Annotated in this window: 15 protein-coding genes and 1 pseudogene; 8 read left to right on the forward strand and 8 right to left on the reverse strand. The window is 57.0% G+C overall.

What is annotated here, in order from left to right; translation table 11 throughout:
• Positions 1 to 4 precede the first annotated feature (4 nt).
• The 3 genes from RVM24_RS08470 to RVM24_RS08480 are packed head-to-tail and all read right to left on the reverse strand — an operon-like array spanning position 5 to position 5124.
• Positions 5 to 1414 (reverse strand): hypothetical protein, encoded by a 1410-nt coding sequence (locus RVM24_RS08470; RefSeq protein ID WP_374787767.1) that lies wholly within the window; start codon positions 1412 to 1414, stop codon positions 5 to 7.
• Entirely contained in the window at positions 1407 to 4349 is a 2943-nt protein-coding gene (locus RVM24_RS08475; protein WP_431475259.1) for a hypothetical protein, read from the reverse strand. Before RVM24_RS08475 ends, RVM24_RS08470 begins: the two co-directional genes overlap by 8 nt.
• Positions 4342 to 5124, reverse strand: a complete 783-nt coding sequence (locus RVM24_RS08480; protein ID WP_061333113.1) for a Wadjet anti-phage system protein JetD domain-containing protein — start codon at positions 5122 to 5124, stop codon at positions 4342 to 4344. Before RVM24_RS08480 ends, RVM24_RS08475 begins: the two co-directional genes overlap by 8 nt.
• Positions 5125 to 5183: 59 nt before the next feature.
• Between RVM24_RS08480 and RVM24_RS08485 the strand changes: the two genes are divergently transcribed.
• Positions 5184 to 5831 carry an MBL fold metallo-hydrolase gene (locus RVM24_RS08485; protein WP_286921664.1) on the forward strand — a complete coding sequence of 216 codons (648 nt, stop codon included), beginning with the start codon at positions 5184 to 5186 and terminating at the stop codon, positions 5829 to 5831.
• Positions 5832 to 5855: 24 nt separating this feature from the next.
• Here the strand turns inward: RVM24_RS08485 and RVM24_RS08490 are convergent, their stop codons facing one another.
• Positions 5856 to 7472, reverse strand: coding sequence for a methyl-accepting chemotaxis protein (locus RVM24_RS08490; protein WP_431475260.1), 1617 nt, complete (start codon positions 7470 to 7472; stop codon positions 5856 to 5858).
• 267 nt (positions 7473 to 7739) lie between these two features.
• Here RVM24_RS08490 and RVM24_RS08495 point away from each other — a divergent pair, with 267 nt between their 5' ends.
• Positions 7740 to 8402 (forward strand): hypothetical protein, encoded by a 663-nt coding sequence (locus RVM24_RS08495; protein WP_061333111.1) that lies wholly within the window; start codon positions 7740 to 7742, stop codon positions 8400 to 8402.
• 27 nt (positions 8403 to 8429) lie between these two features.
• Here the strand turns inward: RVM24_RS08495 and RVM24_RS08500 are convergent, their stop codons facing one another.
• Positions 8430 to 9053 (reverse strand): L-threonylcarbamoyladenylate synthase, encoded by a 624-nt coding sequence (locus RVM24_RS08500; protein WP_286250543.1) that lies wholly within the window; start codon positions 9051 to 9053, stop codon positions 8430 to 8432.
• A complete protein-coding gene (locus tag RVM24_RS08505; protein ID WP_342630680.1) occupies positions 9050 to 9406 on the reverse strand; it encodes a BolA family protein in 357 nt (118 codons plus the stop codon). The genes RVM24_RS08500 and RVM24_RS08505 overlap by 4 nt, the downstream gene beginning before the upstream one ends.
• 148 nt (positions 9407 to 9554) lie before the next feature.
• On the opposite strand from RVM24_RS08505, the gene RVM24_RS08510 reads away from it, so the two are divergent.
• From RVM24_RS08510 to RVM24_RS08525, 4 genes are all read left to right on the forward strand, one after another.
• Positions 9555 to 11699, forward strand: coding sequence for a DNA topoisomerase III (locus RVM24_RS08510; RefSeq protein WP_431475261.1), 2145 nt, complete (start codon positions 9555 to 9557; stop codon positions 11697 to 11699).
• Between the two features lie 131 nt (positions 11700 to 11830).
• A complete protein-coding gene (locus RVM24_RS08515) occupies positions 11831 to 12559 on the forward strand; it encodes a response regulator transcription factor (protein WP_106695239.1) in 729 nt (242 codons plus the stop codon).
• Positions 12552 to 14189 carry a FecR domain-containing protein gene (locus tag RVM24_RS08520; protein ID WP_431475262.1) on the forward strand — a complete coding sequence of 546 codons (1638 nt, stop codon included), beginning with the start codon at positions 12552 to 12554 and terminating at the stop codon, positions 14187 to 14189. The genes RVM24_RS08515 and RVM24_RS08520 overlap by 8 nt, the downstream gene beginning before the upstream one ends.
• A gap of 33 nt (positions 14190 to 14222) precedes the next feature.
• A complete protein-coding gene (locus tag RVM24_RS08525; protein WP_431475263.1) occupies positions 14223 to 16790 on the forward strand; it encodes a CHASE2 domain-containing protein in 2568 nt (855 codons plus the stop codon).
• Positions 16791 to 16804: 14 nt separating this feature from the next.
• Here the strand turns inward: RVM24_RS08525 and RVM24_RS08530 are convergent, their stop codons facing one another.
• On the reverse strand, positions 16805 to 17098 hold the full coding sequence (locus tag RVM24_RS08530; RefSeq protein WP_227510239.1) for a fibronectin type III domain-containing protein: 294 nt from the start codon (positions 17096 to 17098) through the stop codon (positions 16805 to 16807).
• Between the two features lie 616 nt (positions 17099 to 17714).
• Here RVM24_RS08530 and RVM24_RS08535 point away from each other — a divergent pair.
• Together RVM24_RS08535 and RVM24_RS08540 are read left to right on the forward strand one after the other, a co-directional pair.
• A pseudogene (locus RVM24_RS08535) lies at positions 17715 to 18822 on the forward strand (IS3 family transposase); the annotation flags it as partial.
• 94 nt (positions 18823 to 18916) lie between these two features.
• Positions 18917 to 24385, forward strand: a complete 5469-nt coding sequence (locus RVM24_RS08540; protein WP_061333104.1) for a hypothetical protein — start codon at positions 18917 to 18919, stop codon at positions 24383 to 24385.
• Here the strand turns inward: RVM24_RS08540 and RVM24_RS08545 are convergent.
• A complete protein-coding gene (locus tag RVM24_RS08545; protein WP_431475264.1) occupies positions 24373 to 25236 on the reverse strand; it encodes a hypothetical protein in 864 nt (287 codons plus the stop codon). The genes RVM24_RS08540 and RVM24_RS08545 overlap by 13 nt on opposite strands.
• Between the last annotated feature and the right edge of the window lie 403 nt (positions 25237 to 25639).

Genomic DNA, 25639 nt, shown 5'->3' on the forward strand with positions numbered 1-25639 from the left:
GCTCTTATTTGATATCGGTTACGCCGGGTTCAAGCCGGCGTTTTCGGTAGACGAATTGCTCGCTGTCCGGTGCCTGTTCAAGGGTACGGAAGCGGTTGGTGGTGACCACCTGCATTCCCTCAGGTGGCGAATTCACCAGCCGGTTCAGGGCTGCCAGCAAATCCGGAAAACGGTAGCCGGGAATGAAACCATCCAGCCGGCCGTGCAGCTCCCGCACCAGGTCTGCCGTGGGCCGCAGCTCCAGCGTTTCGAGCCACTGGTAAAGCTGGTTGATGCGCTGAACATCGATCCGGCTGTGGCGACCGCTGCCATCCACTTCCTGCAGTACCGGCACTTCCGCTTTGCGGCGCAAATCCGTCAGGCGCAGGTCCAGTTCGCTGAACAACAGCTGGTAGTAGCTGGACGACTGGCCAAAGGCATAATGCTTCGGCCGCTGTTGTGCCCGCAGGCCCACCAGGAACCCGGTGCTGCGGGCAAACGCCCCACCTTCCAGCCACTTGCGGCGCAGGCTGAGGGTTTCGGTATCCCCCTTGAGCGCTCGCAGCTTGCCATAGAAGTGCTCCATGGCATTGTACTGGGCCATGCCCCGGCGGGTCTTGCGCAGGAAGTGCTCCACCTCCTGGGCCACTGCCTGAATGGGTTTATAGAGCGCATTCAGGCTGAGGGATGAGCGGAATATCTGGTCAGCCAGGCTGTGATTGTCGTTGGTCTCCAGCAACCGCACCATAGCCTCCAGGGTTTCGAATAAATTGCTGCCATCGGGCAGCCGGGTGTCCGGATTCAGGAAGACCAGGGTGGGTTTGATGTGCCGGTCGTAAAGGGTCACGATCTGCTCAAACAGGTTCTGGCGAAACTCCAGGTACTTTTCCGGTGCCCGGCTGGCATCACCAGACAAGTCCGCCAGCTGGGCACTGATGGTTTGCATACGCAGCACGTTCTGACGCAACAGGCCGATGAGCTGGCTCACCCGTTCGTTCAGGTCGTCCCGCAGTTCGGTGTAATTCGGGTCTGCTTCACTGAAACTGCTGGTTTCCAGACGATTACGCACATCCCTCAGGGTCACCAGGTGGCCCCGCAGGCGGGCGTCGGTCAGCTCCTGGTAGAGCGAGGCGTTACAGGCGCGCATCAGGTTGATCAGGGCGTCCTGGAACACCAGCCGGCGCTCGCCGTCGGCTTTGATGATGTCTATGATCAGGCCGCTACGGAACAGGTTCTCGGTGTTCAGGGCCAGCCGCACCCGCTCCCGGTCGGCCTTGCCCAGATTACCGGTATAGTCCATCACCTCGCCCACCAGGTCGCTTTCACGAATGTAGCGGGCTTCGTTCCGGTCCATGCGTTCGATCATCCGGAACAGGATCTTCGGGTGCTCGAACAGCAGCCGGGTGGTATCCAGGGTGCTAAAGCGCTTACTCATCCACCGGCTCCAGCAGGCTGTTCTGGGTCTGGTCCGCCCAGTGGCTCAGCGGTTCGCCGCCGGTGAAGCCTTCGGCGCCGCCCCAGAACACCAGAGTGCGCTGGGGGCTGTATGGCCGCGCGGTGCGCATCTGCCCCACTTCCAGGTGCCGACCAATCAGGTAGATCACTTCGGCACTGGCACTGTGAGTGGCGGCGGAGAACAGGTTGAAGCCCTGTCTGCGCAAGCGTTCCAGCAGGGACGGCATCTGACTGATGTCTACGCTCGCCAGCTCATCCAGCACCATGGGGAACGACAACTGCACACCCGGGTACAGCACCCGCTTGAGCAGCCGGTACACCAGTTCCAGGTTGATCAGCGCGGTGGTGGAGGTGGACTGGCCTTTCTTGTCCAGGTTCGCGGCGTTTTCCTTGCGGGTGCGGTAGGAAATGCCGGTGATCACCTTGTCCATGGTCAGGCGCTTGCTGCCGCCCTGCTCGCCGAAAAAGTCCGCCACGAATACCCGCAGTCGGTCGTAAAAGGCATCGGACTGCAACTGGTTGCCGTACGGGTCGATGTTGTTGGCTTCTTCCACCAGGTTGCGGAATTTCGGGTCGGTGTGGATGTCCACCCGAATTTCCACCAGGTCGTTGATGCGAACGCCGTCCAGCTCCCGATTGAGCTGGGCTTCAAAGCGCGCAATGTGTTCGTGGTTGGATTTCAACGCCTGGCGGTAGCTGGCCACGGTCTCGTTGTGGATGGCAATCTGCTCTTCCAATACCTGCCAACGCTCGGCCATACCGGCGAACAGGTCCGCAAGGCTCTTGAAGGTTTCACGAATAATGGACGACGCTGGGCTATCTTTCTGCAACTCGCCGTCGCTGTCCTCGTGGATGCCCAGATAAACGAACTGGCGCAGGTGATCGAGTATGTTGCGGCGCCGTTCTTCCAGATCGTCCAGCTGGGTTTGCAGGTCGTCAAAGGCGGCAGCGGAGACTTTCCCAATGGCCAGTGGCTGTTCCGCGTCCACCGCTTTCAGGTGCGGGAAGCGGTGTTCAACGGTGCCTACGCTACGGCTCAGGCCCGCCAGCTCCCGCTCCCGTTCCTCGATGCGGTCTTTCTCGGCCTTGGCCTTGGCGGCCTTCTGTTGCACCGCGTCCTGTTTCTCCTGTTCCAGGCGGGCTTGCTCATCCAGTTTGGCGAGCTGTTCTTCCGCCGCCAGCTTTTCCTCCGTCGCGTCTTTCAGGGTAGTGGCCGCCGCCGGATAGCGCTGTAGCGTTTCCAGGTCTTTCTCAATAGCGCGGATTTCTTTTTCCGTTCGCTCAATCAGCCGGGGCCGGTCGTGTTCCTGATTGGCGGTGTCCGCAAGCTCTGAACGTTCTCTTTCAAGGCTGTTTCGTTCACTTTCGATGTGATGCCGCTGTTCGGCAAAGTTGGTGTGGCGAGCGGGTTGGCTCTGGTATTCGGCGTCAAACCAGTCAAAACCCTGATCGTTGGGTATGAACAATCGCGCGAAGGCTTCAATAGTGGACTTGCTGTCCGCATCCAGATCCTGACCCGGACTGGCCATCATCAACCGGGGATCGACAGCACGAAGCGGCGCGGCGGTGGCTTCGTCCAGCTGGTTCTGCAACTGCCACTGCTGCTTGCTTTCCCGGTCTCTCAGACTTTCCAGCTGTCGTTCCAGGTCCAGCTTCTTGCGCTGTATCTGTTCCAGCCGAATCTCTGCCTGGGCGGCGCTTTTCAGGGCCGCCAGGTGGCCACGTTTGCCCTCGAGTTCTTCCTTCTGGATGTCCTCGATTTCCTGCAGGGTCATCTCGCCGTATTGCGCAACCAGCAGCTCGCCGTCTTTCTGGCTCTGCTCCGCCTGCTTGATGCGTCGGTCAGCGGAGCGGATCTCGCCTTTCAGTCCGCTGACTTCCTGTTCCAGTTTTTTCAGGGTTTTCAGCACGTGGCGCAGGGTGTCGTTCTGTTCGTTAAAGGCGTCTAGCGCCACCCGCCGTTTGGCGCCGATGTCCGCCAGGGCACTGGCCACGCCGTCCCGAAAGGCGGCAAAATCGTGCTGGCTGCGCAGCAAAGTCTGATAGGCCTGGTAGTCGCGGTTCAGCTTCTCAAACCTTGGTCGCTCTTTCTCGATTCGGTTGAGCTGGCTTTGCTGCTGTTTCAGTTGGTCATGGCGATTCAGGAAGTCGTCGATGTTGAAATCGAAGGCATCATCGGCGAACTTCTTGTCCGCTTCGATGATGCTGGCCACGGCATTGGCCATGGCCTGGTCGTCGGCCTTCATCTCGAACAGCAACAAAATCAGTGTGCGCAGGGACTGCACCCGGCGCTCGTCGGATTCCCCCAGGGGCAAGACGGAATAACGCACGGCGTCAGCGTTCATCAGTTCGCTGCTGTAGAGCATGGATTTAAGCTTGGCGGGGTCGTTCACCAGCCGGGTGTCTTTGGACAGCTTTTTCAGGGCCTCCGACAGCCGGCTAAACGACAGCTCCGGCACCGCCTGGCCAATGCCGTCTTCGTCGTCGCCATTCCAGAACAGCGGCCGAAGCTGGTCGTAGCTCACCGGCACAAAGGCCCGGCCATAGCTGAGCTGGCTGGCGTTGTCCCGGTATAGAATCTGGCAATGGGTGCCCGCCGGGTTCTCCGCTTCCATGATGAGAAAGCTGAACTGGCTGGGGAAATAGTGCTGGTAGCTTTCTTCGTTGGTGTAGAAGCTGCCCGCGCTGGCATTGCGGAAGGCGAATTTCTTGCGGCTGTTCTTGAAGTTGTTTTCCGGCAACAGGAACAGGCGCAGGCTGTTTAGAAGGCTGGATTTACCCAGATTGCCCGGCCCCAGAATCAGGCCATGGTTATCCACCGGAATTTCCACATAACAGAAGCCGGCGGAATCCACCAGCACCAGGCGGCGAATGCCGAAGTTAAAGGTGCTCGCGCTCGCCTGTGAATCACTCATCCAGAATCATCTCCTGTTCCATGAATTTGCCGGTGGCCCGGAAAGCCTGCGCCAACGACACAAACCCCAGATCTTCCGCCAGCATGATGGCCTTTGTAAACCTTTCGGTGGCGTCCGGGGTTTTGCGGAAGCGGCTCAGCCAGAGCTGCCAGTCAGCCGGCTGCAGATAGCAGGCCTTGTTGCCCAACGCCGATCGCACCGATGCAAACATCTGCAGGCCGCCGGCATCGTAATCAAAGGCGCAGAGCACCTCATCGTAACCGGCCAGCCAGTTCAGGTCTGCCGTGCGGGTAATCCGGTTACCTCCGCCAAGTACTACATCACAATCTTTCAGAGCCACGGGCTCGCCAAGGCACTCCCCGGTAAAGGCCAGCATCTGGCGGTAATGATAAAAATTGCGTTCGTTTTCCACCACCAGCACCCGGGATGCAGGCGTATAAGCAATATCCACCGAATCCCCGGCAATCACTACCGAGTCCGGCCGGTGGCCGGTCAAGGCGTGATGATACACCAGCAGGAAACTCACCTCGGTGCCATGGCGGTGGGAATCGCCCTTCCTCGCCGCATCTACCCGGCTCACCGGGGCTGCAGCCTGCTCCCGAAGCGCCTCAAAGGCAGCCTCATCCAGAACGGTTACCCGCCAGCGGTTCGGCCCCGCCTTTTCCGTTGAAAAAAGCTCACGATGTCGCTGGCGCAGGACATCCGGCAACTTTTTCAGAAAGGCCTCGTAGTTAATGGCCTGGCCCTGAAGGATTTTCTCGAGGTAGTTGTTCAATGGCTCACCTGTTGTCGCCTTGGTAAACTTGTCAGAAAGTTTACAACCCGAGGCAGATTATGTCCCTGAAGTACCGCGTGATTCCCGTCACTCCCTTTGAACAGAACTGCACCCTGCTCTGGTGTACCGAAACCCATAAAGCAGCGGTCGTAGACCCGGGCGGGGATCTGGATCGCATTCGGGCAGCAGCGAAAGCCGAAGGCGTTACCCTGGAGAAAATTCTGCTCACCCACGCCCACATTGACCACGCCGGCGGCACCGCCGAGCTGGCAAAGTCGGAAGGGCTGCCCATCGAAGGCCCCCATAAGGAAGATAACTTCTGGATCCAGGGCCTGGCCATGCAGGCGCAGATGTTCGGGTTTCCGGCGCCGGAGGTGTTCACGCCCAACCGCTGGCTGGAGGACGGGGATACGGTGACCGTTGGCAATGAAACCCTGGAGGTGTTGCACACTCCGGGCCACACGCCGGGCCATGTAGTGTTTTTCCATCGTGGATCAAAGCTGGCCCAGGTGGGTGACGTGCTGTTCAATGGCTCTATCGGCCGAACGGATTTCCCGAAAGGCGACTACAACACTCTGATTCATTCCATCCGGGAAAAACTGTTCCCCCTGGGGGATGATGTGAACTTCATCTGCGGCCACGGCCCTATGTCCACTTTCGGCCAGGAACGGGCTACCAACCCTTTCGTGTCGGATCACCGGGGCTGAGCGCCCCGGTGCCAGCGGCCGGAATCAGTGTTGTGACAACCGGAACTGCTCGATGGTCTTACGCAGAGTTTCGGCCATAGCCAGGAGGTCACCGGCAATGCGGGCGGTTTCCTGGGCGTCGCTGGAGGTTTGCTCCGCCGAACGGCTGATTTCGATCACGTTGTGATTGATGGATTCCGACACATCGCTCTGTTCGTTGGCCGCGCTTTCCATTTCTTCGTTCAGGCCAGTGATCTCGCGCACCGCCGCCGCAATGGTCTGCAATTCCGTTTCCACTTTCAGAATCGACTCCACCTGATGCTGCGCCAGTTCAGAGGCATGGCGCATGGTGCCCACGCAATCCACCACCTCTTTCTTCAGGCCATCTATGGTGTGGCGAATCTCCTCCGTGGACGCCTGGGTGCGGGACGCCAGCGCGCGCACTTCATCAGCCACTACGGCAAATCCACGGCCCTGCTCACCGGCACGGGCGGCTTCAATGGCGGCGTTCAGTGCCAGCAGGTTGGTCTGGTCTGCAATCTCGGAAATCAGCTCCAGACGGGTGGCCATCTCGGTGGTGCGCTGATCCAGCTGTTCGATTCGCTGGGCACCGCTCTGCACCTCGGTGTTAAGTGTCTCAATACCCTTCACGGCGTTGTGGGCCAACTGCTCACCGGTCTCCGCCGCCTTCGCTGTGTCTGCGGATTTGCGAGCGGTATTCACCGCGTTCTCCCGCACCTGAACTGCGGATGCCGCCATCTCTGTAGTGGCACTGGCCACCTGGTCGGTGTTGTCACGTTGAGCAAGCACTTCACGTTCCGTGGTTTCCGCCTTGCCGGCAATGGTCCGTGCCGCTGATTCAACCTGGGCAGCGTTGTCCATCACCGTATGCATGCTCTCCCGAATCTTCGCCACCATTCGGTTAAAGGCGCGGGACAGTGAACCGATTTCATCGTTGCGGGTAACGTCCAGCTCAATGGATAGATCCGAATTCCGGGATATTTCATCCATCCGGTCATGGAGCCTGCGCAACCGGGAAAACACCAGCCGCCCCAGGACCAGCGCGGTCAGGAAGAAAATCACAACGAAAATGACCACCTGAACACCACCACCCACCAGCAACTGCTGCTGCAGGCGGGCGTCGCTCTGGGCCAGGGAATAGTCCACCCGGATGGCACCGAGAATCTCCCCTTCCTGGGCCTGGTGGCAGCCGAGGCAATTCACCCCCTGATAGTCTGCCTCGGCAATAACCGGCTCAATCAGGGTATAAACCCGGCCCTGGTCATTTGCCGAGTAGAGCTCCACCCGCTCGCCACGCAATGCTCGAAGATCTTCAGGTTCGCGACGTCTCTCCTCCGCATTGCCGGCGCCGTACATCGCATTCAGTTGATCGCTGCGCACCACCCGAATATCCAGAACATCCTCGGAAGCCTTCGCCCGATCACGCAGTACCTGCCGGTTGTTGATGGTACCGGTGACCATCATGGTGTTGAGTCCGTCAAAGTAGGATTTTGCCAGCCCATCCACATACTTGTGGCTGTATTCCTCAAGGTGCGCGCGCTGCGAATGGGCGCTGTAGACAACCGTAAACGCCAAAATGATGGAAAACGCAACGGCCAGGGCCGCAAGCAGCAGAAAACGGATCGAGTGTTGTTTTTTCATGGTACCCCGGCAGCGGAAGATCAACTGAACAACCATCTGTTATGACGGCAGTTTCGGGCATAACTTTATAGACATACGTCAATTTTTATATGACCCAGATCAGCCCGATGCGATCCCTATGACACTCGTTGCAAAGTTTTACATTTCCGCGCAAGTACAGACTGCCGAACCTCAAGAACAACCTGGCCCAAAACCTGCTTATTACTCACAAACACAACCCATAAACGGATTTCCGGCAGTTATTTACCGCCGAGGAGGAAATACACCATGTCTTTGCTGACATCCCTGATACAAGCCAGCACACGCTTTCAGCAAGCCATGGACAGCCGCCAGGCACCGGCAGCCAACCCTGATGGTGAGAAACCCGCTGCCACGAAGCAACCCGAAGCCGCCGGTAGCCCGGGTGATGACCGCTTTACCCCGTCCGGGCAGTCAGAGCTGGACCCCGGCAGCCTGAAAGCTCGCAAGCTCCCACTCGGCCAGTACAAACAGACCGTTGCACAGGATCTTTCCTTTGTTCGTGAAACCCTCCGGCACAAACTTGCCGAGTACAACCTGCACCCGGCAACGGCCCTGAGCGTGGGAAAAGGTGAGAACGGCAATGCGGTAGTTGAGGGGAAGCTGCCCGAGGAGCTTCGCGAAAGAATTGAAATGGACCTGAACAACAACCGGGGCTTCCGGGAAGCCTTCAGTCGGCTGAGCGTCAGCGAACCGACACTGCACTTTATGGATAACGCCCTGAAGCTCAATCAGGCCTACGGCGTGAACAACTCCCTGCTGGATTCACTGCTCAGCGACAACCAGCAGTTCAACGGATTACAGGATGTCATCCACCGTTACGACAGCCTGAAACGCAACGCCAACAGCGGCCAACCCGACTTCGGTAACAGCGTACAACGCTACGCCTTCAACCTGAACACCCGGGCCTGATACCCGGGTGGCATTGGTCTTTGACCGTTAAACCTGAAACGGGGCGGGATCGCCCTTACCAACCCGGGTGACCTCGGGCGCATCCCCAAGAAAGTTCACCACTGTAGTCGCTTCCATCCCACAGAACCCGCCATCAATGATCAAATCCAGCTCGTGTTCCAGAACATCCCGGATTTCATAGGGATCGGTCATCGGCTCAGTTTCATCGGGCAGAATCAGGGTACTGCTCATGATCGGCTCGCCCAACTCGCCCAGCAGCTCCCGAACAATCTCGTTATCCGGCACCCGCACACCAATAGACCGACGCTTGGGATGCAACAACCGGCGCGGCACCTCACTTGTGGCTGGCAGAATGAACGTATACGGCCCCGGTGTGAACGTCTTCAGCAAACGGTACTGAGTGTTATCCACCTTGGCGTACACACCAATATCCGACAAATCCCGGCACACCAGCGTAAAGTTATGCTTGTCATCCAGCTTCCGGATACGCTTGATACGATCCGCCGCCTGCTTGTCACCCAGGTGACAACCCAGCGCATACCCGGAATCCGTGGGATACACAATCACCCCACCCCTACGAAGAATATCAACCGCCTGGTTGATCAACCGCTTCTGCGGATTCTCAGGATGGATCTGGAAAAACTGACTCATGAATTCACTCCCTGTCCCAATTTTGCAGCCATGGCGTCATCGCCCTTAGACCCACCCATACAACCGGGCGAATCCGGCGCCGCCTGACCACTGGCCGCCCACTCCTCCGGCGTATACAAATGCAACGCCAAAGCATGCACAGGCCCCGCCAGCTCATCCGCCAACACTTTATAAATGGCCTGATGCCGCTTAACCTTCATCTGACCGGCAAATTCCGGCGACACCAGCGTCACCTTGAAATGGGTTTCCGAATTCGGCGGCACCGAATGCATATGGCTCTCGTTCTCCACAGCCAGCAGCTGCGCGGCAAACCCGTCTTTAAGTTTTGCTTCAATTGCGTTCTGAACTTTCATAACTACTCCACAACCGTCCGTTTAAGTCACCACAGCCGCCTCCCCCAACACAACCAGTCTACTACACAACAAACGATAAGCCCGAAGCCCTTGACACAAAAGCCCCAAACAGACACATTCCGATGCCACTCAGCGAACCGCCAACACCATGCATCTGTACATCGCCGAAAAACCCAGCCTGGCCAGAGCCATCGCCGCCGCCCTCCCCGGCCCGCACCAGAAAGGCCAGGGTTGGATTCGATGCGGTCAAGGCCCGCAAGCGGCCACTGTCAGCTGGTGCATAGGCCACCTGCTGGAGCCGGCCGAGCCCGCGCGCTACAACCCGGCATGGAAAAAGTGGCGCCAGGAAGACCTGCCCATGTTCCCGGAACAATGGCAGCTTATCCCCAAAGACAGCGTAAAACAGCAACTCAAGGTGCTCGAATCCCTGATTCGACAGGCCGACATGATCACCCACGCCGGCGACCCCGACCGAGAAGGCCAGCTCCTCGTCGACGAAGTGCTGCGTTACGTTGGCACCACCGTTCCGGTCAAGCGGGTACTGATTAACGACCTGACTCCCAGCGCCGTTGCGCGCTCCATTCAGGCACCGAGAGACAACAAGGAATTCCGCCGGCTATCCCATTCTGCCCTGGCCCGACAAAGGGCCGACTGGTTGTATGGTATCAACCTCACCCGGTTCTACACCCTGAGCTACCAGCAACAGGGTCAGGACGGCGTTTACTCGGTTGGCCGAGTACAAACACCGGTGCTTGGCCTGGTTGTGGAACGCGATAACACCATCAAGAACTTCGAGCCCAAGCCCTGGTACCGCATTGAAGGCCAATTCCAAGCCTCCGAAGAGGACGCGGACCAACGCCCGTTTACCGCCCGCTGGCTGCCGGATGAAGCCTATGAGGACCGCCTGGACGAGGAGAAGCGCCTGCTCAGCCGAGAGGTAGCTGAGCAAATTGCCCATGCCGTGAACGGTCGGCCCGGCACCATCGCAGAGTCCCGCTTCCGGGACCGGCCCGAACCACCGCCCCTGCCGCTGTCCCTGTCGGCACTGCAGATAGAAGCTGGGCGACTGTTCGGGATGGGAGCCAAAGACGTGCTGGACACCGCCCAGAATCTGTATGAACGGCACCAGTTGATCACCTACCCCCGGTCCGACAACCGTTACCTGCCCGAGGAACATTTTCATCAACGGGAGCAGGTGATTCGCGCCATTGGTCGGGTATCCGGCGAGCTGGAAGCGCTTACCGGGCAACTGGACAGTAACCGGCGCTCCGTGGCCTGGAACGACAAACAGGTGGACGCCCACCACGCGATCATTCCGACCGTCCGCCCTACCCCGAATGGCAAGCTGACGGCCGCCGAGGAAAAGATCTATAACCTGATCAGCCGCTACTATCTGATGCAGTTCGCCCAGGATGCAGTTCACCGTGAGGGAAAACTGACGGTGCAGGTTCAGGAACACAGATTCCGGGCCACCGAGACGGCGATACTCACCCCCGGCTGGAAAGCCCTGGAGCTGAAACTTCGGGAGAACAACAACGAGCCGGAAAAACCACCGCTGCCAAGGCTGGAGAGTCGTGAGCCGGTCACCTGCAGCAACGCCACGGTAACCGAACGCAAAACCCAGCCACCCCAGCACTTTACCGATGCCACCTTGCTGTCGGCGATGACCAACATCGCTCGTTTCGTGGCGGCCCCGGAACTGCGTAAAACCCTGAGGGAGACCGATGGCCTTGGCACGGAAGCCACCCGCGCCGCCATTATCGACACACTGTTCCGGCGAGATTACCTGTACCGGGAAAAGCGATTCATCCGCGCCACCGACAAAGGCAAGGCGCTGATTGCGGCGCTGCCGGACACTATCCGTACCCCGGACCGTACAGCGGTCTGGGAAGCAACACTGGAGAGCATCCGCCGTGGCGAAGACGACCCCAGGGCATTTCTGGAGTCGCTAAAGCAGGAAATCCGCGAATTCATTCATCGGGCGCCCGATGCGACCGGAACTCCGGTCAGCGAAACGTCGGTGCATTGCCCAAAGTGCCGGGCGCCCATGGTCGAGCGGGAAGGAAAATTCGGACGTTTTTTTGCCTGCACCCGCTACCCAAAATGTAACGGCACGCGCCCTCTGGAAGACAGTGCACCGGCAGACGGAACCGGGCAGAAACCCGTGCCCTGCCCCCATTGCTTTTCACCCCTGGTGAGGCGCCAAAGCAAAAAAGGCTGGTTCTGGGGCTGCAGTAATTTCCCCGCCTGCCGACAAACAGTGAACGACGCCAACGGCAAGCCTGCGCTGTAGTTACGGAATTCTACATATCACTACTGAACGCAGCCTCATTTTTTGGGATACTTGGCCTCTAATGCAGAGGATTTTCACTCCGCTCTGTGCCAAGACCACGAAATCGGCAACACCATCGAGGGCCAAGCTTAATGCGCATTGCTCTGCTGGAAGACGAACACGAACAAGCGCAACACATTCAAGCCATTCTCTCCGAGAAGGGTCATCACTGTGACAGCTTCCCCACCGGTCAGGCCTTTCTCGGTGCCGTTCTGCACCGCAGTTATGACCTGATTATCCTGGACTGGCAGATTCCAGACATGACCGGTATCGACGTACTGGAGAATGTGCGCGCCCAGCTGGACTGGCCCATTCCGGCCATTTTCCTGACCCAGCGGGACAGCGAGGCCGACATCGTCCGGGCGCTGGATGCCGGCGCCGACGACTACCTGTCAAAACCAGCCCGGGCGGCCGAGCTTACCGCCAGGATCAATGCCCTGGCCCGCCGCAGCAACCCCGACAGCGACAAAGAAGTGCTGGTTTACGGTCCGTTTGAAGTTAACACCCGGCAACGAATCATCCTGCTGCACGGTGAACCGCTTACCCTGACCGACAAGGACTTCGACCTCACCCTGTTCCTGTTTCAGAACCAGGGCCGGCTCCTGACCCGCGAGATGCTGCTGGAACGCGTGTGGGGCCTTGCCCGGGATATCAACACCCGGACCGTTGATACCCACATGAGCCGGTTACGCCGTCGGCTGGGTGTAAACCCGGAGAACGGATTCCGCATCAAGACCATTTACCAGCGCGGCTATCGCCTGGAAGCGATCAAAGCCACTGAAGCTGACGAGCCCCGGGAAGACAGTGCAACCAATGCTTGACCGCAAACGCCAAAGCGTCACAGGTTTGCTCCTGTTGATTGTAACCAGCCTGCTGCCCGGCGTGGCTGCCGCCGAGATATCGGTTGCCCGAGGCTCTTCTTCCGCCGCGCCCGCCCAGCAATCGGAAAGCGCCCCGGAATGGGTGTATACGCTCCGCTCCGGTGAGACACTCAGCGACATCGGCCAGTCCTTGCTGATGGACCGGGTAACCATTGACCAGGTGCTGCAATACAACAACCTCCCCGGTAACGCCAGACTGTCTGCCGGGGAACAAATCCGCATTCCTCTGGCCTGGTTGAAGCGCCAGCCCGAGCCTGCCAGGGTTAGCTCCGCCAGCGGTAATGTTATGCACGTATCTGGCACCAGCGGCCAGAAAACGCCACTGACCGAAAATTCTGTCATCCGGGTGGGCGATGAAGTGATCTCCTCTGCCGGCACCGCGACTATCGTCCTGGCTGATGGCTCTGAGCTGCGCATGGCGCCCAATTCCAGACTCATTTTCAACCGCCTCACCCAATACGGCAAAGCCGGCATGGCAGATACCCGTGTTCGCCTCCAACGGGGCGAGGTGCATACCCGAGTAAAACCGGTGCTGGAAGATGGTGCCCGATTCGAAATCGAAACCCCGTCAGCGGTCGCCGCTGTTCGAGGTACCGTGTTTTCCATGCAGACATCCGCCTCTGGCAGCAGCGTACAGGTAACCGAGGGCGTGGTTGATTTCGGCCAGCCGGGCCAGGTACGCCGGATTCCTGCGGGCTATGGCGCCAGCGTATCCACCGCGAGCGCCATCCCCATGAACATCCGCCGGCTACCACCGGCCCCGGTGCTCAACCCCATCACCCCGGTTCTCACACAGCTACCGGCTGAACTCAGCTGGCAGCAGGACGGCGCCAACCGGTATCGCGTCGATATTTTTGAAGAGGATGGCGGCACCTGGCTACAAAGTCGGGAAATGCCTGGCCATCGCTTTGACATTAGCCAGCTGGACAACGGGCGCTACGAACTCCACCTGGCCGCACTGGATCGTCAGGGCATCACCGGAATGCCGGCCATCACGTCGATCGAAGTTGACCTGCAGGCACGAACGCCCGATCTGATTTCGCCAGAACCCGGCGAGAGCGTGAATGACGACATGCCAGAGTTCCAATGGCGCCTGAACGGTACCAACGAAGTTGCTCGGGTTGAAATCGCAGAAGATGAAGAATTCAGACGGCTGATTACCTCCAGTGAATGGGCGCCAGACAACCGAGCCCTCCCCTCCCGACCGCTAAGCCCCGGCCAGTACTACTGGCGAGTGGTCAGCGAGGCCGGCGGTAACTCCGTGGCCGCGTCCCAGCCCCGGGCACTGGTTGTGAACGGCACTTTGCCGCCGGTACGAATCATCAGCATCAACTACCTGGACAACCAGGTGCGCGTGTTCTGGGAGAAGGTGGATACCGCAAAAGACTATCGCCTCCAACTCGCGGAAGAGCCCGGATTCAACAACATTATCAAGGAAGCAAACGTGGCAGATACCACAGCGGCCTTGCGTCTGATTCCCGGAAGAAGGTATTTTGTGCGCGTCAAAGCTCTTTCTGATGGTCCGCTGGCAAGCCGATGGGGCCCGGGGAGGGAGCTTTACCTGGATTAAACACCTCCACAACAAGAACGAACCGCACGGCCCATGAGAAGGGATTGGTTAACCTTAAAGACGACACCCTGGTCTCTGGGCTTGCTGCTCACAGGCATCCTGCTATTACTCCAGATAACCACCCTGGAAGAGCGCATCAATTTCTGGCTTTACGACAAGGCCATCACCACCTGGTCCGCGCCCATTGATGACAACCTGGCTCTGGTGGGCATCGATGAACACAGCCTGGACGCGCTCGGGCGCTGGCCCTGGGACCGAAACCTCCATGCCCGGCTGATTGACCAGCTTGCCGATGCCGGCGCGGAAGTCATTGTGCTGGACATCCTGCTTCCTGAACCCTCCCCCAGCGACCGGGCCCTTGCAGACGCCATGGAGCGCCATGGCCGGGTTGTGCTGCCCATACACTACTCGCCGGCAACACCAAAACAACGGATGGCCGAACAACTGCCCGCACCGCTGCTGGAGAAGACAGCTTCTGCACTTGGGCACGTGCATGTTGAGCTGGAAGACGATGGCGTGGCCCGCGGCCTTTACCTGTACAATAGCCTGGGCAATCATCGCAGGCCCGCGCTGGCACTGGCGGCACAGGATCGGGTCAACCCCAGCGGCCACGCACCTGATGCACCTGCCTATACCAACGTCCGCAGCGAGTTCCGCTTTGTGCCACTGGCCGGCGGAGCAGATACAATCCCTGCCCATTCCTACGTCGATGTGCTGAACGGCGCGGTACCCCTGGAGACCTTCGCTGGCAAGACCGTCTTCATCGGAGCCACCGCGGTCGGTTTTGGCGATATTCTTAGTACACCGTTTTCCGGCCTCGGCAGGCCCATGAGTGGCGTTGAGTTCCACGCCAACGTGTATTCTGCCAGTCGCCAGAACACACTGATCTCCTCCGCACCTGGCTGGGCCTCCATTGCACTGGCACTGGTTATCCTCCTTGGCCTCGCCAACTCCCTGCCACGGCTCAAGCCCGCAGCCACCGTCCTCGCTTGTAGCGTCAGTTTTGCTCTGGTGTTGGTCACCTACTTTGTGGTCCTACGCAGCTTGCATTACCACCTGTCGGCCGCCAATGCCTTATTGTTGCCCATGATCGCTTTGCCGGTGGCCAGCGGCCTTCGGCTTGCGATGGCCAACCGTTTCCTGAACCGTCAACTGGATGACTTGGCCAGAACACCGCAACTTGCCTTGCCAGACCCTTCACGCAGGCACCCTCACCAACTTCTTGAACACCTGAGCGCGCTACTCCAGCCCCAGGGTTGGCTGCTGGCGGAAGGCAGAGACCTGCTGGCAGTCAAAGGAATGACACTGGCCGATGTCCCGACCAACATCCAAGTCGGGCAATGGAGTCATCATGGCAACCAGAGCTGGATACGCCTTATTCGCGGCGGCAGCGGGTACCTGCTCGGGCTCACCCTGCCGGATGACCTGAGCCGGGAAGTTATCCAGCTGTACTTGCAGAACCTTAAACTGGAAGACCCAAGCGCGCCCGCCCTTGAGCCGGGCGCCCAGGAGAACCTGTCCCGGCGTATTGAAAAAGTCCGAACCGCCACCGAGCGCCTCAGCCAGATGCAGGCATTCATCAGCCACAGCTTCGAGCGCATGCCAGACGGCATCATCGTAACGGATGAGCTGGGTGTTATCCGCTTCGCCAACCGGCACATTGAAGCCTGGTTCCGGGAGCCCATGCCGAGCCTCAGCGGCTTACCCCTGACGCGCCTGCTGGAAGGCCATGACCCAAGGGACGCGGCGCCCTGGTATGAAACCGTGTCTGAGACGCTGACCCTTCGGCAAAGCCGAACCGTTGACCTCAAAATTCACAACAAGGATTTCCTGATTCACCTGGCACCGTTCGCATTGCCAGACAGCAATCAATTCGGAATCATCGCCAACATCTCGGACATTTCCGAGCTTCGGGAGCAGCAGCGGCAGCATCGGGAAGCCATCGACTTTATCTCTCACGATGTTCGCTCTCCGCTGGTGTCTCAGTTGGCATTGATTGAGCAACTGAAACGAGACCCTAGCCATATTGATGAGCGCCAGCTTGAACAGCTGGGCAGACTGGCCCGGCGCAGCTACCACCTGGCGGAAGAATTTGTACAGCTGGCGCGGGCAGAGCAGCTGACGGAAACCCGGTTCTACGAGTGTGAGTTTCTGGCGATTGTAGAAAACGCACGGGACAGCGTGTGTGAGCAGGCACAGGAAAAGCAGATAAGCCTGCAGGTGATTGGCACCGAAGACCTCTGGCTGAAGGGGAATGCGGAATTGCTGGAGCGGGCAGTCATTAACCTGATGACCAATGCAGTCCAATACAGCCCACCGGGATCTGCGATCACGGTTCAGGTATACCGCGCTGGCCACCTGGCATGCCTCGCCATCGCCGATGAGGGTAGCGGGATAGATCAGGCAGAACTACCGATGCTGTTCGATCGCTACCACCGGCAGAAGCGCAGTGAGCTGGCAGGCACCCACGGCACCGGGCTGGGCCTGTCGTTCGTGAAAACCGTTGTTGAAAAACATCGGGGCGACATCTCTGTTGAATCCACCGCAGGCGAAGGCACCACTTTCATCCTGAAACTGCCCATTGCCGACCCGATGCCATGACTTGCTCACGCCCCTCAGGAGCGAATGGTCTTGCTGACAGGCGCTGAGGGCTCACTGACCAGGCCCTGCTTATCTTGCACCTGAATCGTGAAGTACCAGGTACCGGAATCCAGATTGTCCACCGTGTAGCTCATCTCCGGGTAGACGTCGGCCTCGCCAATGATCACCTCACCAGACAGATTTTCAACGTCCTGACCATAACGGATTACGTACTTGTCGAGCTCGCCCATGGCAATACCGTCGCCGTTGACCCGGGTAGAGGGTGCTGACCAACTCAGGACGGCTGCACGGACCGGCTCAGGCTGCACACCCGAAGGACCTGACCCTACATTACCGGAGGTATTGGAGCCCGAGGTATTTGCATCACTCCCGGCATCGGAACCGCCTCCGCCACAGCCGGTGAGAAGAACTCCTAGTAAAAACGCGGCAATCCATGCCTTTGACATTTTGATGACGCGTTTCATTGGCTATCTACACCATTTTTCCGTCGACTTTGTGAAATTCTATAAAATCGGATCGGATGATGATGCGAATGACGTCATTTTTGAAGTTATAAAATTGTCATTTTTTTGACTTTACAGTTGATGAAAAATTGTGCAGGCGATCAGACAAAACGCCAAACGCGGATTGTATAAAAGGTGGGCTCAGGAGGTTTTCGGGCACAGAAAACGAAAAAGGCCGACTAAAAAGCCGGCCTTTTTCTGATTGGTAGCGGGGGCTGGATTCGAACCAACGACGGTTATGAGACTGATGATTTAGACCCACTTTTTTTGGGCAGAAATGCTGTTATTTGTCTTAAATTGATGTGTGATCTAGAATTTTGGGTAAAAGGGGGAGTGGAGACTAAGTACAATAATGAAGTGGACCCCAAAATTTGGACAGGTACCTAAGCTCTGATTCAATATCTCCACAAGGAGGAGAATCATGAGCAAGAAACGCAAGCAATACAGCGCATCATTCAAGTCCAAAGTCGCTCTGGCCGCCCTCAAGGGGGACCAGACCACATCCGAAATCGCTGCCCGTTTCCAGATCCACCCCACCATGGTCAGCACCTGGAAGCGTGAGCTGCTGAAGAACGCTCCCGACCTCTTCGAAGGCAAGAAGAAGGCCGGTAAGCAATCCGGTGAACCCAGCACTGACGAGCTTTACCGCGAGATCGGCCGACTGACGGTGGAACGCGATTTTTTGTCGCGCAAGCTCGATCAGTAAGCCGTCAACAGCGGTTGGCGATGGTCGAGCGGGGTCACCCCAAGTCAGCCTTGTGCGCCAGTGCGAGCTGCTCAAACTGAGCCGCTCGTCGGTGTACTACGTCCCTCGTGAACAGTGTCAGGAGGATCTAGATCTGATGTACCTGATTGACCAGCAGCACCTGGAAACGCCGTACTATGGCTCTCGTAAAATGCGTGTCCACCTGGAACGCAAAGGCCACCGGATAAACCGCAAGCGGGTGCAGCGCCTGATGCGCACCATGGGCATCCAGGCGGTGTATCCACGCCCCAGAACCAGCACTCCGGGCGATGGGCACAAGATTTATCCGTACCTGCTCAAAGGGCTGGAAATCGATCGCCCCAACCAGGTTTGGGCAACGGATATTTCTTACGTGCCGCTGGCCCGGGGCTTCATGTACCTGGTCGCTATTATCGACTGGTACAGCCGTAAAGTGCTGTCCTGGCGGGTCTCCAACACCATGGACACAGACTTCTGCATCGATGCTCTGGAGGAGGCCTTACAGCGCCATGGACCGCCGGAGATCTTCAACACCGATCAGGGTGCCCAGTTCACCAGTGACGCCTTCACAGGCGCTCTCAAAGATCATGGCATCCGGATCAGCATGGACGGCAAGGGCTGCTACCATGACAACATCTTCGTGGAACGGCTCTGGCGCAGCGTCAAACACGAGTGCGTCTACCTCACTGCCTTCGAGGATGGCCGGCACTTAAAACAGGCGCTCCACCGGTACTTCCGGCATTATAATCAGACCCGGTACCACCAAACCCTTGATTACCAAACGCCCGATGAGGTGTACTACGGGCAACCCATATCTCTGGCAGCCTGAGCCAGGGAAACAACCGGATCATAGCTTAGGGACACCATCAGGTTGTCCAACTGATTGGGTCCACCTCATAATGCCAAGTAACGACAAGCAGAAATGGCACGGGGCTGATCAATCAGACAACGATGACTTGACCTTAAGGCATCCAGGCCCTCACCTTCAAGCCATCCGTTCCTGGGCTGAACAAAACAACGTCTCGGACATCTTCAACGCCATAGCGCTCACCTTTGGCTTCACTGAAAACTTCACGATCATCGGAAACCTGTATCGCGAACTCTCTAACCCGGACTCAAAGGCCATTCTGCATCAGTGGGTTGACAATCCCTACATCAGCCACCTAAACAGGCTTCTTTTCTCATTAAACCAAGATAAAGACTTTGCCAATAACTATTCCGGTCTTCACCAGGGCGTATCAAGAGGCAACACGAAAACCATTCTGCGGTCGGCAGGAGCAGATCTGAAAAACGAGCATTTTCTGCTCGAACTGGTTATCCAACCACAGCCCCCTTCCGACAATAAACTACTCGACCGATTACGAAGAACTCTAAAAATATGGCTGATCGTACAGGCACTGGAAAGAACCGCAGAGCATAACTGCCCACACGATAACCAGATTCAGCAGGTCGCCAGCACACTCTGCCTCCCCGGAGAGAACAGCAAATGGACACTTATTGACAACATTCTTGAAATGTCATTGAAAGCCTGCCCGTCAGACCACTACTCCTACTCCCAATTCAACCTGGCCATCCGACACGCTGCATCTCAGTTAATTGCCAGATACTCAGGGCCAGAAACCCGTAAAGAGCTGCTGCTTCTTAAAGCCATCCAACGGGTTGCAGAGGGCCAACTCAACCCCACCAGAGTTCAAAAAACAGAGACCGCTTTTCAAACTTCCTTTACAAACCTGCTCAAAGCAACAGAGAGCGCATTGGATCTGAGTAGCTCGGCGGGGGGGCCTCAACTTCTTGCCTATTCAGACAGCGAAACAGACTCTGCTGATGAAGAAGCCCTGCAACAAATGCTGCTGTTCGGCATCAACCCGGAAGAAACACCAGAACAGCAGAAACTCTCGGGCCGAAGCATACTAATGCAGACGGCAGAACTGTCGAACTATCTTCCCTGGTCATGGGAGAAACCTCTTCCCCCAGAAGCTCATCAACTCGATCAGTGGATTAACTGCACTCTGGCTGATGACCGTCCTGAAGACAAACTGGGGGCTGCGTTAGTCTGGCTGGCCGTTCATCTTGAACGCTCCTTGGAGTTCATACAGGAAATTGAAATAACGGATGACTTACGCGATGAATGGAGCATTTCCCAAGACCTAGTAACAGCCCATAGGGAACGACCAAGGCGACACAGCTCTTGGCTTCCGGATGCCGAAGCTCAACCTCTGATCGAACCCTTCCAAGACAGTCTCCGCGTCACTCTGCCAGAGCAGATACAGAGCGTTCTCCGAGAGGCTACTCATGTTTTCCCAGACATCTCCACTCTGCGGCAACTATGGGCGAGGGCCAGCCCTCTTGCTCTAACAACCTGGTTCAGGCAACACGCAAATCGGCATTTCCCGAGACTCACCAGCGCCAAACTCGCTAACGCACAGTCCCAAAGTGTTTTCGATCAGTCGGGCGATCATTCATTGGCCCGCATACTTTCTGCCCACCCTCGAGCAGCGCTACCAGCAGCTTGTGGGTACGCCAACTGGAGCATCGCTCAAGTCCAAAACGGATTTGGGCTTCCATTGCAGAACCCCGCATTAGGCGATGAGAGGACCAATCTCCTCGGGAGTCTCCTTACGCCACTCGAGTCCATTTTGGTCGAGGGCGTTCGGGAAGCCACCCAAACAGTGCTGGATAGCTCGCAAGGCGACCCCATCATTTTCCACAACCATCTGGTCCAATACACTGTCACGGCACTGAATGCCGCAACCGGTTGCCGTAACCTGTCAGAGCCTTTCGAGTCGATCGCCCACTTTTGTGATCACCCTCCGGCCGTCTTTATCAACGATAAATCTGACGACGGCCTTCATTGCGGACGAATGGTTCCGCTTGCAGGTGGCGCAAACAGGCTATTGGCGGACTATCTTGAGCACCTTCGTCGGTTTAAGGCGAGCCTTCCAGATCAACACAAAAACCTTGCACATCGCATCCAACAGGTTCTGGAAGGAAACTCCGACACCCTGCCCCTGTTCTTCCTGCTCGATAGCCATGGTGCCTGGCATCCCTTAAACGATTTAGCTGTCCCAGGGACGGAACTCTTCTCGTGGCCTCTCCCAAAGAACTTGTTTCGGCACAGGTTTGCCCAGCAGCTGGCTCGAATGAACGTTCACCCCGAAGTCATAGACGGCTGGATGGGCCATGGGGAGCGGGGAACAACCTCCTACAGTGATCACTCGGCGATGTGTTGGCGAGAGGACCGTGAACGGTATAAGGACGCCCTGGACGACTGCTTTGACCGGCTAGGTTTTATGGTGCCGCTACCCAAAGCCAGCTACGGCATCACTGCTCTTGAACCCAAACAAACCGTTGATACTTACCGGGAGCCTGATTGTTTTGGCCAGGCACGGCGACACACGGAACGGCTCCGAGCTCGTGATCTGGCACGCTCTGCAGCCCGGAAAGAATTGGACTTGGCGCTAGATGCCAGGCCAGCAAGCGATGAGCACGAACTAAACCAAAGCGACGTTGATGGCCTGGTAAAAAGGATGATCACCCGCGAAAACGGGATGCCGCACCCTCAGGCGGCTGTTCGGATGGAAGTATTGGTCCAATGGCTGGAGGAACACAGTCCCCATACACGACAATTCATACGACATAGAACATTGAGGCTAGGCTCCGAACGCTCACTGGTCAGAGACACTTGCCCCAAAGCGCTTCAAATCATGCCTAATCTTGAACGGTGGGCACAGGACACCAAGCAGGCCATCCGGCAAGCCCGACTTTCAAAGTCTGATAGTCTGGCTCTGGCCACAGCATTCGTTGCAATCGAAAAGCGCATTTCCTATCTCGGACTGCTGGAAGATCTGGTTCAAGGAAAAAATTTCCGGGTCATACAACACAAGCAACGAGTGTACGTGGAATACTCCGAGTCCTTGGAGCTAGAAAATTACAATCAACCGGTTCAACGGCATCAGATCGACCACACCACCGGACGACTGCTGGCAAAAGGACTCGGAATCAAAGACAGCAAGGATCTCGACACAGCACCCTGCCCGAAGTCGTTACAATCACTGGCCACAATACTGGCGGAAACCAGACACCTTGATGATGTAAAAAGAAACGAGCGGTCGGTAGGCGCGCTGTTAAAAGAGCTGAGCCGGTTAATTGAACAGGCCAACCTGATTGACCTTCCAGGTATGGTGGCAGGCGCTCTCAGCAATAGAAACCCTCCTACCAGCCTGTGCTTGTACGATTATTTTCGTCTGACAGAAGGTCAACGATATCAGCCACCGGAGTCCGCTCCAGAGCAGAGCCTACCAGACACTGAAAATTTACCCCCGATTCCAGCATCAGCCTCTGGCACTTATCCAGAACCTTTTTACGACTCGGCGAAAGCTTTTCTTGGAGGGCTTCAGGACATCCTGAACCAGTACACAAAAGCCAAGTCGCGAGAGATAGCAAAACAGGTCGAACAGCACTGCCGGGCCCATACTCACTCTGTCAGCAGTGCCGTCTTACTACTTGGCTACTGGGTTGCACACCGAACCAGAAAAGGTAAAGGTCGAGCTAACCACGCGCACAAAGCCTACGCGGCTGGGTCTATCAAACGGTACTTAGGTGAACTGTCTGGCCCATTTTGTGGTTTCGCCTACAAGGCGGATTTGCTGTTGATGGCCGAGGAGGACGTCACTGAGCTTTGCGCCAAAATGCTGTCTCACTGCGCTGACAAACTGAAAGATCTGCCGTACTTCTCGGCACGCCTTATTGAGTTCTTCGACTGGGCGAGTGAGCGCGGAGTATCCTCTCCCGACTGGGACGAACTTGATCTCGGCAGTGTCCGACGCTCGGTTCGCCCCAGGCTCTTTTCAGAAAGCGAGTACCTCCAGGCCCTCCAACTGCTCCTGCATCCTGACACCGATGATATCGAACGGGGTATGCAAGCCGCCTTTGTACTTCTGTTAGGTTTCCGCTTCGGGCTCAGGGCTCAGGAGGCTATTGGCTTACTCCGCTCGGACTGGTGCGAAGCCGCTGGGTTGACCTGGGTACTGGTTCAAAGCAATTCCATACGTGGCCTGAAAAACAGCGTCCACAGCCGGCGGGCTGTACCGCTGGTATTTCAACTGAGTGCTGTCGAGCGGTCACTGGTTACATCAATACTGACACGATATACGACCAGGCTGGGTAAGGCCGACAATAAGCCGATCCTTGCCGACAAAGAGGGCAACCTCACGCCGTTTGCGGGACCCATTCCATCGGATATTGCCCGGACGCTTAAATTGGTGACCGGAAACACCCGCATGAGCCTGCACCAGGCCCGCCACGGATTTTGTAATGTGCTAAGCAGTGCCTTGTTTGAGATAGACACACCGCTTGCGCAACAACTCACTGAATCGGTCGATAGGGAGAGCCTCCGAAAAATACTGCTCGGCAACCACGGGCTGCCGTCAAGACGCGGCTCTATGGCGATCGCCCGGGCGCTCGGGCACCACTCGCCTCGAACGCAATTTCGCTCCTATAACCGCATGATGACAGAGTGGGCAGACAGGCTCACTCCGGTAACCACCCACTACGCCGGCACTATTTCAAAGGCCCTCCAGATTGATCGTTGGCCTGTTAAATCCGCCAGTGAAGTGGAGAGTCCCGCCCCCGCCATTTTTGCACAGCGAACCAGACTCATGCCCCTTATAGTGATGGAAGCTCTTAGGCTGATGGCGCTTGGGTACGCGGCTCGTGGAATCGAACCGTTGCTTCGCCTGCCACCAGGAGAACTTGCCGATGTGGAAACTCTGGTTGACCGGATAAATGCAGGGCTGCGGTTCAAAGTCTATGACCCGGAACAAATGAAAAAGACATTCGTGTATGGCATCAAATTGCCGAAGTATATACTGAAATCTCGCCCGGCTGGCGTTTGGCCCCGACTGCTACATATGTGCGACGAGCTGCACAACTGTGAGGAACTGGACACCGACCGACCGCTACCTTCTCTCGCCCAGGCATCAAATCTCGTTGGTAGAAATGGCCACTTGCTGATGAACGAGGTCGAAGATGCTCACCTTATGCGGCTTCTGGTGGACGCGTTCAAAATCCCCGAGCATTCGTACAAAGTCGTCATAAAGAGCAAACCGGATTATGCTCCCCGAGCTCAAAGAGTGGTTCTGGCAGGTGAATTTTTACCGGCAGCCGCCTCGCTACAATTGGATACCTTCAACGAGGATTACGACAAAAGCTACACAAGAGCGCGCTCTTACGCAGGCTTAGTACTCACCAGCCCTATGGCTACCCAAATCCATGATCGCCTGGAGTTGGTACTACTTTACATTGCAATTGCAGCGGCCTACTGCCCGAGACCCGCACCACTGACACCGTTACGCACCTACCCCAACTGAAGGTCGAAGCTCTCCGCGGGGTCCACCGCCACTTCTTCCAGCTCAAGAAGAGTCAATACCGTTTTTTGCTTTCTGGCTTCTTGTTGGCTCACCGCTTGAAACCTAACCAAACTGCGATTTGCATAGGCTCGTGCGAAGACACGAAGGTACTCCAGGTCGTGGCACAAAATCTCAGTTCTTCCCTCGAGTTCCGAGGCGTCCTCATCGTTAGCGCCGGGTGTCACCCACAGGGTCACCGTACTTTTTTGCTCATCAAACCCTAGCGGCCTGCCCGTTGCTTGCACGGTTCCAAGAGCTTTTTGCTCGACCGTCAACGACGGCATGACACCTTGTACCGTTGCCCCACTTAGATCTTCATAGCCAAACCTCACCATGACGCCCTGCTTGATCGAGCGGTTGGCAAATTTTGCTGCAATCCCTCGGCCTGATGATCGCAGAAACTCTTGCTCCTTTTCCGAAAGAATTGGCGCATCCTCCGGTTCACCCAATATCCTCTGTGGGATCAAATCCCTAAATACAAATCGAGCCGCAGTCCTAAATACGTCCACCTCCGAAGCCGTAGCCCCAGGTCCTGCCAGCCTCACAACGTAGGTTGCCGGGAATTCGACATCGTGCGTTGGTTCAATCCTGAGACGCCACTCAACGGAAGTCGCCGCCAATTTCCTCATATCCCGAAAATCGCTAAGAGCCGAAACAATAGCGTCCTTGAGCTGCTTTTGGGCCGGCAGGACTATTGAGGACTCTTCCTCAAACTCAAGCGCTCCTCCTGCATTGAAGAAGTGAGGTGCGCTTGCCGGGTGTAATACTACGATTGTGCCGTCGAACGAAACGGAGCCTTCATGAATACCCATAAGATTTTGTTTCCCCATGCTTTCCCATCTATGTTTTTTCGCTAGTGACCCAAACGATATCGCCACCATTGCTCCGTGACTAAGCTCTCACCGCATCTTGTCCGGTTAGCCGGACTTTTGTTGCCTGCCGCATGGTTTTGCGGGTGAGGTTATTGCCTACCTGCACCAGCTCGGTCGATTACCACTCAACCATTCTTCTACCACGCTCCAGGCTCGAATTGGGCAAGCAGCTCTAAACAATGGCAATGTCGGGTCATTTAGGCGACACCCATGATCTGCCAAGACAAACCATGGGCATCACGCATTCATATTTTTTCAGAGAAAAAAGGGGAGGGGGCGTCGAAAAGGTGTGTTTTTTGCGCGCCTTTCAGCAAGCGGGCGGAAGATCAGGCAGGTTTTATTG

Source organism: Marinobacter sp. KM021 (assembly GCF_050707965.1).
GTDB classification, from domain to species: Bacteria; Pseudomonadota; Gammaproteobacteria; order Pseudomonadales; family Oleiphilaceae; genus Marinobacter; species Marinobacter shengliensis.

Coding starts and splice junctions, on each gene's coding strand:
- RVM24_RS08470 (WP_374787767.1), bottom strand. CDS start 1,414: ATGAGTAAGCGCTTTAGCACCCTGGATACCACCCGGCTGCTGTTCGAG.
- RVM24_RS08475 (WP_431475259.1), bottom strand. CDS start 4,349: ATGAGTGATTCACAGGCGAGCGCGAGCACCTTTAACTTCGGCATTCGC.
- RVM24_RS08485 (WP_286921664.1), top strand. CDS start 5,184: ATGTCCCTGAAGTACCGCGTGATTCCCGTCACTCCCTTTGAACAGAAC.
- RVM24_RS08490 (WP_431475260.1), bottom strand. CDS start 7,472: ATGAAAAAACAACACTCGATCCGTTTTCTGCTGCTTGCGGCCCTGGCC.
- RVM24_RS08495 (WP_061333111.1), top strand. CDS start 7,740: ATGTCTTTGCTGACATCCCTGATACAAGCCAGCACACGCTTTCAGCAA.
- RVM24_RS08500 (WP_286250543.1), bottom strand. CDS start 9,053: ATGAGTCAGTTTTTCCAGATCCATCCTGAGAATCCGCAGAAGCGGTTG.
- RVM24_RS08505 (WP_342630680.1), bottom strand. CDS start 9,406: ATGAAAGTTCAGAACGCAATTGAAGCAAAACTTAAAGACGGGTTTGCC.
- RVM24_RS08510 (WP_431475261.1), top strand. CDS start 9,555: ATGCATCTGTACATCGCCGAAAAACCCAGCCTGGCCAGAGCCATCGCC.
- RVM24_RS08515 (WP_106695239.1), top strand. CDS start 11,831: ATGCGCATTGCTCTGCTGGAAGACGAACACGAACAAGCGCAACACATT.
- RVM24_RS08520 (WP_431475262.1), top strand. CDS start 12,552: ATGCTTGACCGCAAACGCCAAAGCGTCACAGGTTTGCTCCTGTTGATT.
- RVM24_RS08525 (WP_431475263.1), top strand. CDS start 14,223: ATGAGAAGGGATTGGTTAACCTTAAAGACGACACCCTGGTCTCTGGGC.
- RVM24_RS08540 (WP_061333104.1), top strand. CDS start 18,917: ATGCCAAGTAACGACAAGCAGAAATGGCACGGGGCTGATCAATCAGAC.
- RVM24_RS08545 (WP_431475264.1), bottom strand. CDS start 25,236: ATGGGTATTCATGAAGGCTCCGTTTCGTTCGACGGCACAATCGTAGTA.